This window comes from Sphingobacterium sp. DR205, from assembly GCF_011064245.1.
GTDB lineage: Bacteria > Bacteroidota > Bacteroidia > Sphingobacteriales > Sphingobacteriaceae > Sphingobacterium > Sphingobacterium athyrii.
Genome location: NZ_CP049333.1, coordinates 2633593 through 2648567, shown reverse-complemented (window position 1 = coordinate 2648567; position 14975 = coordinate 2633593). Strand labels below are relative to the sequence as shown.

At 42.0% G+C, this 14975-nt stretch carries 12 protein-coding genes and 1 riboswitch; of the genes, 10 read left to right on the top strand and 2 right to left on the bottom strand.

Going from position 1 to position 14975, the window contains the following annotated elements; genetic code table 11:
• Position 1 precedes the first annotated feature (1 nt).
• Entirely contained in the window at positions 2-3286 is a 3285-nt protein-coding gene (locus G6053_RS11165; RefSeq protein WP_165306461.1) for a DEAD/DEAH box helicase family protein, read from the top strand.
• A 266-nt stretch (positions 3287-3552) separates the two neighbouring features.
• On the opposite strand, the gene G6053_RS11160 is transcribed toward G6053_RS11165, so the two are convergent.
• Positions 3553-4506: a hypothetical protein gene (locus G6053_RS11160; RefSeq protein WP_165306460.1), complete on the bottom strand. Its 954-nt coding sequence runs from the start codon at positions 4504-4506 to the stop codon at positions 3553-3555.
• A 127-nt stretch (positions 4507-4633) separates the two neighbouring features.
• Between G6053_RS11160 and G6053_RS11155 the strand changes: the two genes are divergently transcribed.
• From G6053_RS11155 to G6053_RS11140, 4 genes are read left to right on the top strand one after another with little or no spacing between them, the layout of a single operon-like run.
• Positions 4634-5851 carry a hydroxymethylglutaryl-CoA reductase gene (locus G6053_RS11155; RefSeq protein WP_165306459.1) on the top strand — a complete coding sequence of 406 codons (1218 nt, stop codon included), beginning with the start codon at positions 4634-4636 and terminating at the stop codon, positions 5849-5851.
• A 2-nt stretch (positions 5852-5853) separates the two neighbouring features.
• The gene (locus tag G6053_RS11150; protein ID WP_165306458.1) at positions 5854-6435 is read left to right on the top strand and encodes a CDP-alcohol phosphatidyltransferase family protein; all 582 of its coding nucleotides are present in this window, start codon (positions 5854-5856) and stop codon (positions 6433-6435) included.
• Positions 6436-6437: 2 nt separating this feature from the next.
• Complete coding sequence (locus G6053_RS11145; protein ID WP_108632029.1) at positions 6438-7148, top strand: phosphatidate cytidylyltransferase; 711 nt, start codon at positions 6438-6440, stop codon at positions 7146-7148.
• Positions 7149-7159: 11 nt separating this feature from the next.
• The gene (locus G6053_RS11140) at positions 7160-7831 is read left to right on the top strand and encodes a phosphatidate cytidylyltransferase (protein ID WP_241254980.1); all 672 of its coding nucleotides are present in this window, start codon (positions 7160-7162) and stop codon (positions 7829-7831) included.
• A gap of 84 nt (positions 7832-7915) precedes the next feature.
• On the opposite strand, the gene G6053_RS11135 is transcribed toward G6053_RS11140, so the two are convergent.
• Positions 7916-10555 (bottom strand): alpha-L-rhamnosidase, encoded by a 2640-nt coding sequence (locus tag G6053_RS11135; RefSeq protein ID WP_165306456.1) that lies wholly within the window; start codon positions 10553-10555, stop codon positions 7916-7918.
• 231 nt (positions 10556-10786) lie between these two features.
• A riboswitch (TPP riboswitch) is annotated at positions 10787-10882 on the top strand.
• 61 nt (positions 10883-10943) lie between these two features.
• Between G6053_RS11135 and thiS the strand changes: the two genes are divergently transcribed.
• The 5 genes from thiS to G6053_RS11110 are packed head-to-tail and all read left to right on the top strand — an operon-like array spanning position 10944 to position 14970.
• Positions 10944-11150 carry a sulfur carrier protein ThiS gene (gene thiS, locus G6053_RS11130; RefSeq protein WP_165306455.1) on the top strand — a complete coding sequence of 69 codons (207 nt, stop codon included), beginning with the start codon at positions 10944-10946 and terminating at the stop codon, positions 11148-11150.
• A gap of 46 nt (positions 11151-11196) precedes the next feature.
• Entirely contained in the window at positions 11197-13011 is a 1815-nt protein-coding gene (gene thiC / locus G6053_RS11125; RefSeq protein ID WP_108632031.1) for a phosphomethylpyrimidine synthase ThiC, read from the top strand.
• Positions 13008-13619, top strand: coding sequence for a thiamine phosphate synthase (locus tag G6053_RS11120; protein WP_165306454.1), 612 nt, complete (start codon positions 13008-13010; stop codon positions 13617-13619). Before thiC ends, G6053_RS11120 begins: the two co-directional genes overlap by 4 nt.
• Positions 13571-14203 carry a thiamine phosphate synthase gene (gene thiE / locus G6053_RS11115; protein ID WP_241254979.1) on the top strand — a complete coding sequence of 211 codons (633 nt, stop codon included), beginning with the start codon at positions 13571-13573 and terminating at the stop codon, positions 14201-14203. Before G6053_RS11120 ends, thiE begins: the two co-directional genes overlap by 49 nt.
• Positions 14200-14970, top strand: coding sequence for a thiazole synthase (locus G6053_RS11110; RefSeq protein ID WP_108632034.1), 771 nt, complete (start codon positions 14200-14202; stop codon positions 14968-14970). The genes thiE and G6053_RS11110 overlap by 4 nt, the downstream gene beginning before the upstream one ends.
• Positions 14971-14975: the final 5 nt, after the last annotated feature.

Sequence of the window (14975 nt, the reverse complement as noted above, 5' to 3'; positions counted from 1 at the left end):
TATGAACAGTCTATTCCCGGAAGAAAAAATTGAAATTACTTTCAATTGTACATATATAAAAAGTATCAACGGCAATAAAAAAGAATATTATATTGGAGTTGAACAGGGCATTATAAGAAAATTCAATGGAAGTACATTTTCAGGATATGAATTTCTTTCCGATAATGGTTCAAAGTATTTTATCTCAACAATTAAAAGCCAGATCCCACAAAATTATGATGCTGTATTCACATTGCTTGAAGAGTATGAAAAACTGACCATTGCAATTCTTTCGAAATGCAAAAAGAAAGCAGAGTATATACAACTTCCTGATCACAAAAATATCCTTCAGACTTGGGAAGGGAAATTTAATTACAAAAAGGAAGTCAAAGATGAAACCGGTAATATCACTCAATTTGGGCTTAGACCTCCACAAATTGGTGCATTACATTCCATTCTCTCTCATTGGAGCATTTCAAGCAAACCCGCAGTAGTTGTAATGCCCACTGGGACAGGTAAGACCGAAACAATGCTGTGCTTAACTATAGCAGAAAAGTGTCAGGGCTTATTGGTAATCGTTCCCTCGGCCTCGTTAAGAACCCAGATTTTCAATAAATTCAAATCCCTGGGCGTTCTAAAAGATCGTAGATTTCAGATTGTTTCCTCCTCTACCAAAAATCCTATTGTAGGTTTTCTAAAAACGGGTATAAAAAACATAGAGGATGCAGACAGTTTGTTCGAATCAAATGTAATTATTTCTACTCCACAAATAATTACAGGGATATTGAGTGGTGATGCAAAAATAAAGGCATCTTTCCTGAATTGGTGCAATCTTTTAATTATGGATGAAGCACACCATAGTCAGGCAAAAGAGTGGAATAACATCAAAGTACAACTAGAAACTTTTAATAAACCTATTTTACTATTTACGGCGACTCCATTTAGAAATGATAAGAAACGTTTACAGGGTAAGGTAATTTACGATTATCCCCTCTCACTCGCACAGAGAGACAATTATTACAAGCAAATTGTTTTTCATCCTATTCTTGAATTTAACCCACTGAAATCTGACCAGCTTATTGCAGAGAAGGCAATTTCCATTTTGGAAAAAGATATGGAGAAAAAATACGACCATATACTGATGGCAAGGGTGGATACAATGTCTAAAGCTGAAGAGGTGTTTGAAAAAATCTACAAACCATATCAGAAGTACAACCCTGTATTTATTCATAGCGGTATTAAGCAGACAATCCGCAAGAAAATATTAGAAGACATCATTGCTGGAAAACATAAAATAATTGTATGTGTAGATATGCTTGGAGAAGGATTTGACCTTCCTCAGTTAAAAATTTGTGCATTGCACGATTTGCATAAAAACATCACCACCTCATTTCAGTTCTTTGGAAGATTTACGCGCGAATCAATATTAAAATTGGGCAATGCGTCTATAGTGGCCAATATTGCAGACCCAGAGTTAAAGGGGACTTTGAAAAAATTATATCAGAAAGATTCAGACTGGGATAAAATTATCAGTATGGCAAATGAAGATATAATAGGCTCAGTAAAAGAAGAGCAAGACTTTTTTCAGAATTTTTCAGATGCTGAGATCCCAGCAAAAATTCCATTGCGAAATATAACGCCTGCGATGAGTACAGTTGTCTTCAGATTATTTGATAATGAGATCGAATGGGAGCCACAGAATTATACATCTTGTTTTAATGACGAAAAATATGAAACAGTATCAGTAGAACATGAAGAAAAAAATCTACTCGTTATTGTTGCAAAAAAAGTTGATCCTGTAAAATGGGGAAAAATAGACGATTTGCTAAACTGTCAATATGATCTCTATATAATATACTTGAACGAAGAACAGAAACTACTCTATATAAACAGTACAAATAATGGAACAACACATGATAAACTTGCCGAAGCCATTGTAGGCCCCAATAAAAGTTTGTTTAACGAGGCTGATATCTACAAGTGTCTGGATGGAGTATTTCAATTAGAGCTATTTAATTTAGGTTTAAAGTCTACTTTAGATGGTCCCATCAGTTTCACTATGTATGCAGGGAATTCTATTGTAAGTGGCCTAGACGAATTGGACAAGGATACTAAATCCAGTTCAAATCTTTTCGGAGTCGGTTATGAAAATGGAGATAAGGTCACTATTGGTTGTTCCTCGAAAGGTAGAGTTTGGACTAAATTGGTGAAAAGTATTCCCGATTTCTGCCAATGGTGTGATAGTCTTGGCAACAAGCTCTTAGATGATTCTATCGATACACAGGACATTTTTAAATTCATTCAGAAACCAGAATTGATTACAGAACTCCCCGCAAATAAAGTTCCTGTTGCAATGAAATGGAACGAAGAATTATATGCTTATACCTCTATGTTCATGCAAAGAGGCATTCCGGTGGTTGATTATAATATTAAATTGAACTCTTATGGCCGTGATTATGTCGAATTCTCGATTGAGTCAAATCAGCATACCGTTGACTATAAACTGGTATTAGATCCCAAGATTGGACGGGGTTATAAATATGAATTGGTTGGAACTATGCCTTTTGTAATTACTTACAAAGGGGACGAAATAGATATAGCTGAATTATTTTATGATTTTCCTCCGGTGACTTGGTTTCATGACAATTCCAAAATGTATAATAATATCTTCTTTCCTTTTAAAGGGAAAATCAAGCTTTTTGATACCGGCAAAATAATTCCTTTAGAATGGATAGGTACAGACATTCGGAAAGAATCACAAAAACTGAAAAAAAGGACGGACTCTATTCAATTTCATATTATCGAAAAGCTAAAATCTAATACTGATTATAAAATAATATTTGATGACGATGATGCCAATGAAGCGAGTGATATTATAGCGATAAAATTTTGGGATGGTGGAGACAGCAGAATAAAAATAGACTTGTACCACTGTAAGTTTTCATCAAAATCGCAAAGCGGTGGTCGATTAAAAGACTTATATGAAGTGTGCGGTCAAGCACAAAGAAGCTTTCATTGGAGACATACGACTTATGAGCTTCTGCAACATATGGTTAGACGTCAAAATTCACGTATTAACCAAGAGAAAGCAAGTAGGTATGAAATAGGTGGAGATGAAGAAATGAATACTTTACTCAATATGATAACTTCAGGGTATTGTGAATTAGAATTTAATATTTATGTTGTACAACCAGGTATCTCGAAAAAGACTATTGAAAAAGAGACAGAACATCTGAAATTACTTGGAGCAACTGATTTACTATTGAAAAAGACAGGGAATAACTTCTTTGTAATGACGAGTGAATAAAGAAAAATAATTGGAAAAATTACATTATAAAGCCGCAGTTTTGTCTATTAGCCGTGTTATTTTAGGGATATTTAATAATAAAAGCCAGCCCCAGATATCCGAGACTGGTTGTCAGTATTAATTATTCAAGTAAGTTTTTTGCGTTTAATATGGCTTCGTAATCTTCCAAAAAGGTCGACATTTGTAACGTTCCCTGTACAAGAAAGCCCATCAGTCGATGGGCTTTCTTGTTTATAGCTTTTTCTCCAACGCTCCCCTCCTTCGCCTTAAATTTCATTATCCGAACTTACCCGTGCTTTATAAAGCTCAATCTTTTGATAAACCTTGTTAAAAAACATTTTCTTGTCCCGCGTTCCAGCCGTATTTAACAACCTTGAATTTTTAAGCTGATGCTGATAAAAATTTGAAGCATGTTGGCAAGTGTCTTTATCATTTGTAATGAAATACCCCAACATCGTATGGGGAACAAATAGCGACTTTCTGTCTTTGTTTCCAACTAAAACATTATTGTTTAAGATCAAGAGTTCGTGGTAATATAGTTGATACTGATCGTTATTCGGGATACATTTTTTTTCCAATGAAAACACCAACTCCTTGATCTGGTCACAGAGGATCTTCCCATTGTCAGCCGTCAATAGACCCGCTTGGGAAAAATACATAATCTGCTGTAGTGTACTATTGATCGTGGTATCATTCCAGATCTCTTTCACTCTGATGGACGAATAATAATCGTTCAGCTTTTGCCCCCTATTGTCCATTGGTGTTTTTGACAAAAACGACTCAAAAGAAACCTCCAACTCATCCGGGCTCAATAAATTAAGCCAAACATACCGCTTAAAACGAGATAATAATCCTGTATTTATCGTATAGAAGATCGGTATATCCTTGGCAGAATAATACAGGAACGTCTCAAGATTAGGCTTAAATTCTGTTAAAGACCTAAAGGAATTTTCGAGGTAATTTGACAGATCATCGAATGACTGAATTTCTGTTGTCCTTTTCACTAAAACATGATCACTGTTCTGAAACATCTTATCCAAAGAAAGTGAAAAGTGATTCGCTAGCTGTACTGTCTCCTCTATTGAAAATTTACTCTTCATCGAAATTCTCCGGTGTGCCGCATCGTAGCTGATATCAAGTGCACTTGCTATAGCCTCGATGACCGACCTCGTTGCATCTATTTTTCGTTGTATTTCCTGGATCAGCTTTTCTTGATACATAGATCTATTGGCTTTTGCGATTATCACAAAAATAAAAATATTTTTTATTGTTTACCACAATTTAGAATGCGATTATCACAATAAATTTGTTAGACAAAACAAAAAGTCATTTTATTAAAATCTGCATATGAAAACATCGCTAAAAATACCTCCGCAATCAGTTGATCAAGCTGAAAACTTATGTGCTTTACCTTTTTCGTCGGAGATTAGCACCAAAGGAACGGAGCAACTACGGTGCTACCTAAGCGAAAAAACGAACCAGCAATTTCCTACATTGACCGATACAAAAATCGACCTATCGCTACTAAATGGAAATATTGAGAACTTCATTGGTATGAGTCAAGTGCCAACAGGGATTATCGGTCCGTTAAAAGTCCATGGAACTGCTGCCAACGGCGCATACTATGTCCCATTGGCCACCAGTGAGGGGGCGTTGGTTGCTTCTTATCATCGTGGAGCAAGGGCCTGCCTGCTGGCAGGAGGAATCACCTCGATCTGTCTAAAAGAAGGTGTCCAGCGAAGTCCCGTATTCAAATTTGAAAACCTAAATGATTTAAGCCTTTTCGTTTCGTGGTTCCTTGCTGAGAAAGACTGTCTTCAGGATATCGTTAAGAAAACAAGTCGTTTTGCAAAATTAACGGACACAAAAATCCAGATTGAAGGCAATCATCTGACCATCTCATTTGAATATTTCACCGCAGATGCGGCGGGACAAAATATGGTCACCATCTGTACAGATGCTATCTGTCGGTTTATTGTCAGTCTCTGCCCAGTTAAGCCTACGCACTGGTTTATTGAGGGGAACAGTTCCGGCGACAAAAAGGCTACGGCAAATTCCTTCAACAATGTTAGAGGTAAGAAAGTAACGGCAGAAATAGAACTATCGGCCAGCATTGTATCGGAAGTACTCAAAACATCCGCCGAACTTGTGGATAGATACTGGCGTAGCTCCACCATGGGGATCATCCAAAGCGCTGCCATAGGCGCGCACGGTCACTATGCCAATGGACTGGCAGCCCTATTTTTAGCTACAGGCCAAGATGTTGCCTGTGTAGCCGAAGCTGCTACCGGCATCACAAGAATGGAATTAAATAAAGATGGATCACTCTATGCCAGCGTCACCTTACCAAACCTGATCATAGGGACTGTTGGCGGAGGTACAAATCTACCTACTCAAAAGGAATGTTTGGAGATCATGGATTGTTACGGAGAAGGAAACTCAATAAAATATGCCGAGATAGCCGCAGCCCTTGTACTTGCAGGCGAACTATCTATTGCAGCAGCCTTGTCAGCAGGCCAGTTTACGCAGGCACATCAAAAATTCGGCAGAAAAAAAACAATATAAAAATGGAAACAAAAAAAGAAAATAGATGGAATGTGCCAAATGCACTTTCCATTTACCGCCTACTAGCATTACCTTTCATTAGCTATGCCATAATAATTGAAAATAGGAATCTCTTTATATTATTATTGTCTATAAACCTTATAACGGACATACTCGACGGATTAATCGCCAGACTATTTAAACTTCAGACAGAATTTGGAGCTAAACTGGATTCGGTTGCGGACATAGGGACATACCTGATGGCCTTCATGGGAATGATAACACTGGAAAAAGCTTTCGTAGCGACTTATAAAATCCAATTTATGATTCTTATTGTCTTATGGATCGTTCCACAAGTATATGCACTTATCCGATTCCAACGGTTCCCCAGCTTTCATTTATGGTCTTATAAAATAACTGGCTACCTACAGGGCATATTTATCTTTAGCTACTTCGTACTAGGATTTCATGCAATCTATTTTCACCTGATGTTAATCGTGAGCTGTCTGGCTTATCTGGAGGAATTAATTCTAGTGATTACCTTACCAAAGCTGCATTCCAATTTGAAGAGCATATTCCTTATCCAACAACAAAAAGGAGGTTGACCATGTATCTGTTTATTGCGAATATATTGCTATTATTTTTTGGAATAGGTGCTTTAGTTACACTGTATCTCAATAAGGACAGTCAAGCTGATCGAGCCAAAGCGCGTTGGTTAAAACTCGGAGTTTATTTTCTGGTGCTAAGCTTGGTGTTCTCGTCCATTTATTTTGAACAAATAAAACTCCTGGCTATTTGCATTGGCATAGTCGGTATTTATGAAATTTTTAAAGCCCAATCATTTTCCAAACGACCCGTTTTTTTCTTCTATTTTATCTTATTTATTTACCTCATTATCCTATTGGCATTCGTTAAGTTCTGCTATCAGATACCAACAGAGCGTATTTGTTTCGTCTACTTTATAGTCGTCACCTTTGACGGGTTCAGCCAACTTAGTGGTCAATTGTTGGGAAAACGAAAACTTATCCCAAAGATTAGTCCCAACAAAACTTTTGAAGGTTTAATTGGAGGTTTGATATTGGCAGTATCGGCCAGTCTTTTCCTTTTTCATTACATCCCTTTTTCAATTGGATTAACAGTATGGACAGCAGCGCTCATTTGCATTTTTGCGCTCATTGGAGATCTCTTAGCTTCCTGGTACAAGCGCAGATGTCAAATTAAGGACTATAGTCGATTAATTCCGGGACATGGTGGAATATTGGATCGCTTCGATAGCTTTATGTTCTCCGGAGCAATGTATTGGTTAGTTTATTTATAAAAAATATGATCATGAAAAACGACTTATCAAATATGCTTCTATTGGCAATGCTATTTTTGCTTCTATTTGCCCTTTCTGAAATTTTATACCACCGCTTTAAGATTAGAGTTGAATTCACAAGAAAACTCGTACACATAGGTACGGGCATTATTTCACTGTTATTCCCTATTTTACTTGCAAGTCATTGGTCAGTATTATTTCTTTGCGGGGTATTTGCAGTGATTTTGGTCCTATCCCTAAAATTTAATTTATTGCGATCTATTCATGCTATTGACCGGAAATCTGCAGGTAGCCTAGCCTATCCAGCCGCAGTCTATCTTTGCTTTGTAACCCAGACCTATCTGGATGATCGTAACATTTTCTATTATCTCCCCTTGGCTACCTTAGCCATCTGTGATCCTATGGCCGCATTATCTGGCAAAAAGTGGCCGCTAGGGCCTTATATGGTTCTAGGCGCAAAAAAAACTGTGTTAGGATCGATTGCTTTCTTTATCAGTGCGATTGTTCTGACTTTTTTTATCTGGAAATACGCTCATGATTCGAGTCTCGACTTTCAGGAACTCACTATAATAACCACGGTTGCACTCATGGCTACATTCGCTGAAGCCCTGAGCAAAGATGGCTATGATAATTTAACCATTCCCCTAAGTACAATCGTAAGTTTATATATCTTACTTCCCTAAGCACGCCCCTTTTCTTCGTATCAAGTACCTATTATATTCGCCAATGGCCAAACAAGAGGCGGACCGAAAGCGGATCCAGGCCAATTATTTCAATTCCAAATTGAGGTTATGTTTCCCTGCCTCCAATTGGATTACTTTACCATTGCGGATATTTGCTGGCGGATAAAAGGTTGCGCTGGCATTTGCCGGTATCTCCACCTGATATTCGACCTTATTTCCGTTCGATTTCCAGCTGGACACAATGTTTCCGTAGGGCGAATTATAAGTAATAGAAGACTCCTTGAGCTCCTTCGGAAAAATGGGTTTTAATAGCACATGTTTAAAACCAGCCTGCGCCGGATCCGGCAGAATGCCGCCAATAGACTTAAAAAACCAGCCTCCGATTTCACCAAACATCATGTGGTTATCAGAGATATCCCGCGTGGCGTTCAGATCCCAGTTTTCGAGCAAGGTGGTCGCCCCATTGACAATCCACCATCCCCAGGAGGGATAGGTATCCTGTACCGCGACTTTATAGGCCGTTTCGTCATAGCCGTTATCCTTCAATGCATTCAGGAGTGCTTTCGCCCCCAGCACCCCAACATCCAGATGAAAATTGGTCTCTTCGACCTTGCTATTTAGGTTGGCAGCGACTTTGGCTTTCATCGCTTCTGGTACCACGCCCCAATATAAAGGTACACTTAGCTCGGTCTGTGTTCCCGTGCTGTAAATCCCCTTTTCAGTATCCAAAAATTTAGCGTTGATGGCATCTTTGATCTTTTGGCTTAATTGTTCATATTTCTGCTGGTCGGCTGTTTTTCCAAACATCTTTGCAGCGGAAGCCAGTATCGTTGCATCGACGTAAAAGTACACCGATGAGGTAAGTTCAAGATTAGACTGCGATTTGACCGGTACCCAATCCCCCCGACCGAAGGTAGTCAGTCCACTGGGACTGATTCCGTCCACGTAATCCACATAACGTTTGATATTGTCATAACATTCCGCCAATAAGCTTGCATCGCCGTAAAACAGATAGGTCTGCCATGGAATAATAGCAATGGTGCTTGTCCAGTCCAAGCCATTTGCCGTACCGTACCCCCAGCCCCCAGTGGGAATGATATCCGGCAACACACCGTTTTCCTGTTGCTCGTCCCAATGGTCGGCCATCCATTTCTCGTAAACCGTGATGCCATCAAAATTATAATAAGCTGTTTCAATGGCGAGGTGACCATCCCCTGTCCAGCCATTTTTCTCCCGCTGCGGACAGTCCGTGGGGTAGCCCATCAAATTGGATAAGTAGGCGTTATTGGTTGCTTCCCATAAGCCATTGATCAGGGCAGAGGAGGTTTTCAGCTGGCCAATTGGGCGCACATCGCTATGCATAAAATAAGCCGTAACAGCCGACTTGTCCAACACTACCGGTTCACTGCAGCTCACTTCGACATAGCGGAAACCTTTATAGCCAAATTTCGCCATAAATTCATCCTCCTTCCTACCGCTCAGCGTCAAAATATCAGTTTGAAAGGGCTCCAGTTCTTTATTCCCACGATAATAAACATCAATATTCGACTGGTCCAAGCGTCCATTTGCATGCAATCGTTCACCGTGTTTGATCCTGACCACAGTTCCGGCTTTCCCCTGCATCTTGATCTTTGTCAGGCCAGCCATATTCTGTCCCATATCAAAGACATAGGTACTGTCATTGATCTTTTTCATTGATTTCGGTTCATACGATCTGACCAGGCGTATGGGTACCGTCTGTTGTGAGACAATGTTTGTGGAGGGTGGGTTCCGATACCGAACAGTATGCCACTGCGTGTCGTCAAAGGTCGGCATATCCCATCCCGGCATCTCCAGACGGGCATCATAATGCTCGCCCGTATAGATATTGTTGTAGCGGATAGGTCCTGCAGCAGTTTTCCAGCTTTGATCCGAGCTTATAGTTTCCTCACTGCCATCCTGATAAACAATGCGCAGGTCCAAACAAAATGTCGGGCGGTCACGCCAGGGGGCTTTGTCAAAATCCCATACCGCCAGAGGCTGATGATTATACCAGCCATTTCCCAAGACAACGGCGAGGACATTGTCACCCTGCTGAAGTTGCCGGGTGACGTCTTCCACCACATATAAAGTACGTTTATCAAATCGGGTATACATCGGATCCAGCCTGTGATCGCCGATTTTTTCGCCATTTACCGATAGTTCATAAAGTCCCGCCACAGCAACGTAAGCACGAGCCGACTTGATCGGTTTGGCAGCTTTAAAAGTTCTTCTGAAATAAGGTGCAGGCTGTTCATGGATATTGTGGTTATCGCTAATCCATTTTCCCTTCCAGTGCTCCACTCCCATCATACCGGTTTCGAATGAAGCAATGGAAGACGTGCTTGGCCGTCCATTTTTATCCCAGACCAGGACTTTCCAAAAATACTTTGTCTGCGGTTTCAATGCCCGTCCCTTATAATGGATCAACATGTCGGAATTTAACTGCTTTCCACTATTCCAGCTACCGGCTTTATTCTTCACCAATGCCATTGAATCTGTGTCCACCATAATTTGATAAGCCAATTGCTTTGCGCCCTGTCGTTTATCAGCCAGTTGCCAGCTCAAACGGGGATTTGGCCTATCTACACCCAATGGATTTTGGAGATGCTCACAGCTAAGCGCAATGGGTACACATTCTTTTCGCTGCTGTGTATATAGGACTGTGCCCATGCACAGCATCGTCATCAGTAAAGTCTTCCGCATAGTTGGTTTATACATGTTGATTTCTTGCTTTTCCCACAATAGAATTGAATTTACATCCCGAACGATCATGGATGGATTCAGCAGAAAAACAAGAGGTGTTAAATTGTTTTAGTTGATCCAAAAACGAATATATTAATTATTTTCAACATAGTAAACTATACTGTCCTGTTGGGAAGTATTTAAAATTAATGACGATGTTTTGGATTTTTCATCAAAATAGTCCTATATTAGTTCCAACTTTAGGGGTGTCTGCATGTGCAGGCTGAGATTTTACCCTTATAACCTGATCCAGATCATACTGGCGTAGGGAAAAGTAAGCTTTCTTCCGGATACATTACTGTATCTTGTTGTGGCCATTCCTAAAGTTTTACCAAAAAAATAAAAAGGAATGGAACTTACAATCAATCATCACATCCGATTTTTCGACCCCGCGCCCAACTCTTTAGCCGATCTTTTACAGGTTGAGCTTTCCGGTAAAACACAAGGTGTCGCTGTAGCACTCAACAACCGGGTTATTCCCAAAGACGACTGGTCCAAAACCCACCTGCAATCCAGCGACCAGATCCTGCTTATTACCGCTACACAAGGCGGTTAACTCCCCATGGAACATATTCAAATCAATATACCTAATTCCCATGCACATGACATCAGAAAAAATCACACAGACCGCTTTTCCAAATTCCACCAAGGTTTTTGTCCCCGGAACACTTTATCCTATCCAAGTAGCCATGCGTCAAATTTCGTTGAGCCCTACCAAATTGAGCAATGGCCAGATCGAAGTAAATCCGCCCATTACCATATACGATACCTCAGGTCCCTACACAGACGGGACGCAGGAAATTGACATCCGCAAGGGGCTTCCCCGCCTTCGGGATCAATGGATCCTGGACCGCAAGGATGTGGAACAGCTGGAGGGCATCAGCTCGACTTACGGTCGGGAGCGTCTGGCGGATACAACACTGGACGAGCTTCGATTTGCCTACAGCCATAAACCCAAGGTTGCGGCGCAGGGAAAAAATGTGACACAATTGCATTATGCCAGAAAAGGTATCATTACGCCTGAGATGGAATATGTTGCCATTCGCGAAAACCAACGGATAGCACAGCTGGCTGATAGTACCCCCGGTATGGATCATCAGCATCCGGGCGAGAACTTTGGCGCCCGAACTGCCGGGAAATATATTACACCGGAGTTTGTCCGGGAGGAAATCGCTGCCGGCAGAGCAATTATTCCGAACAATATCAATCATCCTGAAAGCGAGCCGATGATTATCGGCCGTAATTTCCTGGTAAAAATCAATGCCAACATCGGCAATAGTGCGGTAAGCTCCAGCATCGAAGAAGAGGTTGAAAAGGCAGTCTGGGCCTGCCGCTGGGGCGCCGATACGATCATGGATCTGTCTACAGGGAAAAATATCCACGAAACCCGCGAATGGATTATCCGCAATTCACCTGTACCGATAGGCACTGTCCCGATCTATCAGGCGCTCGAAAAAGTGAAAGGGGTTGCCGAAGATCTCACCTGGGAAATATTTCGGGATACGCTGATTGAACAGGCTGAACAGGGTGTCTCTTATTTCACCATCCATGCCGGTGTCCTACTGCGCTACATTCATTTAACAGCAAAGCGCGTAACCGGTATCGTATCAAGAGGTGGATCCATTATGGCCAAATGGTGTCTTTTTCATCATCAGGAAAACTTTCTTTATACTCATTTTGAAGAGATCTGCCAGATCATGAAGCAGTATGATGTTGCTTTTTCGCTCGGTGATGGCTTGCGTCCGGGCGCCATTGCAGATGCCAATGACGCTGCCCAGTTTGCCGAACTCGAAACCCTGGGTGAGTTGACAAAGATCGCCTGGAAACATGATGTACAGGTGATGATCGAGGGGCCGGGCCACGTTCCTATGCAGCTGATCAAAGAGAATATGGAAAAGCAGCTGGAATGTTGTGACGAGGCGCCATTTTACACCTTAGGCCCCCTGACCACTGATATCGCACCGGGATATGACCACATCACTTCGGCTATTGGAGCAGCAATGATTGGCTGGTATGGCTGTGCCATGCTCTGTTATGTAACACCAAAAGAGCACCTTGGACTCCCCAACAAAAAAGATGTGAAAGATGGGGTCATTACCTACAAACTGGCTGCGCATGCTGCAGATCTGGCCAAAGGCCATCCTGGAGCACAGTATCGCGACAACGCCTTGAGTAAAGCGAGATTTGAATTCCGATGGGAGGATCAGTTCAACTTGTCGTTGGATCCCGACACTGCCCGTGAATACCACGACGAAACTTTACCTGCAGATGCTGCCAAAGTAGCCCATTTCTGCTCCATGTGCGGACCGAAATTCTGCTCCATGAAAATTACACAGGAAATCCGGGATACCGCCGCACAGGGCATGTTGGAAAAATCGCAGGAATTCATCGCCCAAGGAAAGGAAATCTACTTATGATCATTGCGTTGACAGCAGCGGAGGAAGTTACTTCGGAAATGGACATCATACATCATCTCTTTGAACAGGGACTCGATCTCCTACATCTGCGAAAATATCATTTCACAGATGAGCAGATGTACCGTTATGTGGCATCTATAGATGCCACATACCACGATCGATTGGTTCTCCACTCCCATCCGCAGCTGTCAGATACACTTCAAATCGGCAGAATTCACTTCAATGAACATCATCGGCAAAGCGGCCAGTTCGACCGGCATCACTTCGGGAACATCTGTTCGACTTCGGTCCACCATATCAGTCAGTTCAATGCCTTGGACACACGCTGGAATTATGCTTTTTTAAGTCCCTTATTTCCAAGCATCTCAAAAATAGGCTATGGCCGCGACAATGCCCTATTGGACCAGCTGCCACTACGGTCCAATTTTGATGTCCGCTTAATTGGCCTGGGAGGGATAACAGCCGCAAACGGCCTACTCCCCATCCAGGCAGGAGCAGACGGGATCGCCTTATTGGGCGCCCTATGGCAAGATCCTGACCCTATTCAACATTTTATCACATGCAAACAGCTATGCTCGAAAAACTACAATATATCTCCCAGGGACTGACTTTGGCAGACCAAAAGAATAACATCTTAAAAGCTTTGGATGCAGGTGCCACATGGATTCAGATTCGATGGAAACAAGCGGATGAATCTGCATTCTCGCTGCTTGCGCAGCAAGTGCTACAGGTTTGCCAGCACTTTGGAGCCAAATGTATCATCAATGATCATGTGCAACTAGCAAAGGAGCTGGATGTCGATGGTGTACACCTTGGCTTAACGGATTGCGGTATAGCTGAAGCTCGCCAGTTGCTGGGAGCAGCAAAGATTATTGGCGGGACAGCAAATAGCCTGGAAGATGTGCAACAGCGGATCGCTGAAAAATGTGATTACATCGGACTCGGCCCTTATAAACATACTTATACAAAACAAAAGCTCAGTCCGCTATTGGGTATTGCCGGATATGAACATATCATCCGGGAAATCCACCGGCAGGAGCTTACTCCTGTTCCGATCTTCGCTATCGGTGGGATCAGCAACCTTGAAGACATCCAACGCTTAACAGAGACAGGAGTTTATGGTGTAGCGGTATCAGGATTGATCACGCAGACACCAAATATTATTTCATCCATTAAAAATCTTTTACCATGAGCACATTACACATAGCCAATCGCAGCTTTGAATCCAGATTATTTATGGGAACGGGCAAATTCGGCAATCTAGATGAAATGAGCGCGGCCGTTAGGGCTTCCGGCTCGCAGCTCGTTACCGTTGCACTAAAACGAATCGATCAGCTCGCCGTGCAAGACGAATTGACGGCTGCACTCGATCTGACAAAAATAGACTTACTTCCCAATACTTCGGGTGCCAGAACAGCGGCGGAAGCGGTTTTAGCGGCCCAACTAGCCAGAGAAGCGCTGGAAACAAACTGGGTAAAACTAGAAATTCATCCCGACCCCCGCTATCTGCTACCTGACCCGATTGAAACTTTGCGTGCGACAGAGGAGCTGGCAAAACTGGGCTTTGTCGTCATGCCTTATATTCATGCAGACCCTGTACTTTGTAAACGTCTGGAAAACGCAGGTACTGCCGTTGTCATGCCCTTAGGTGCACCGATCGGTAGCAACAAAGGACTTCGTACCCAAGACTTTCTGGAAATCATTATCGAGGAAAGCAATGTTCCCGTAATCGTTGACGCCGGAATTGGAGCTCCCTCTGATGCTGCTAAAGCGATGGAAATCGGTGCGGATGCCGTGCTGGTCAATACGGCAATTGCCATTTCCAATAATCCGGTAGAGATGGCCGCAGCATTTAAGCAAGCAGTCAGTGCCGGGCGCAAGGCTTATGAAGCAGGACTAGGCCCCATTACTTCGCGGGCAGTCAGTTCAAGTCCGCTAACTTCATTTTTATTCGATTGATCCAA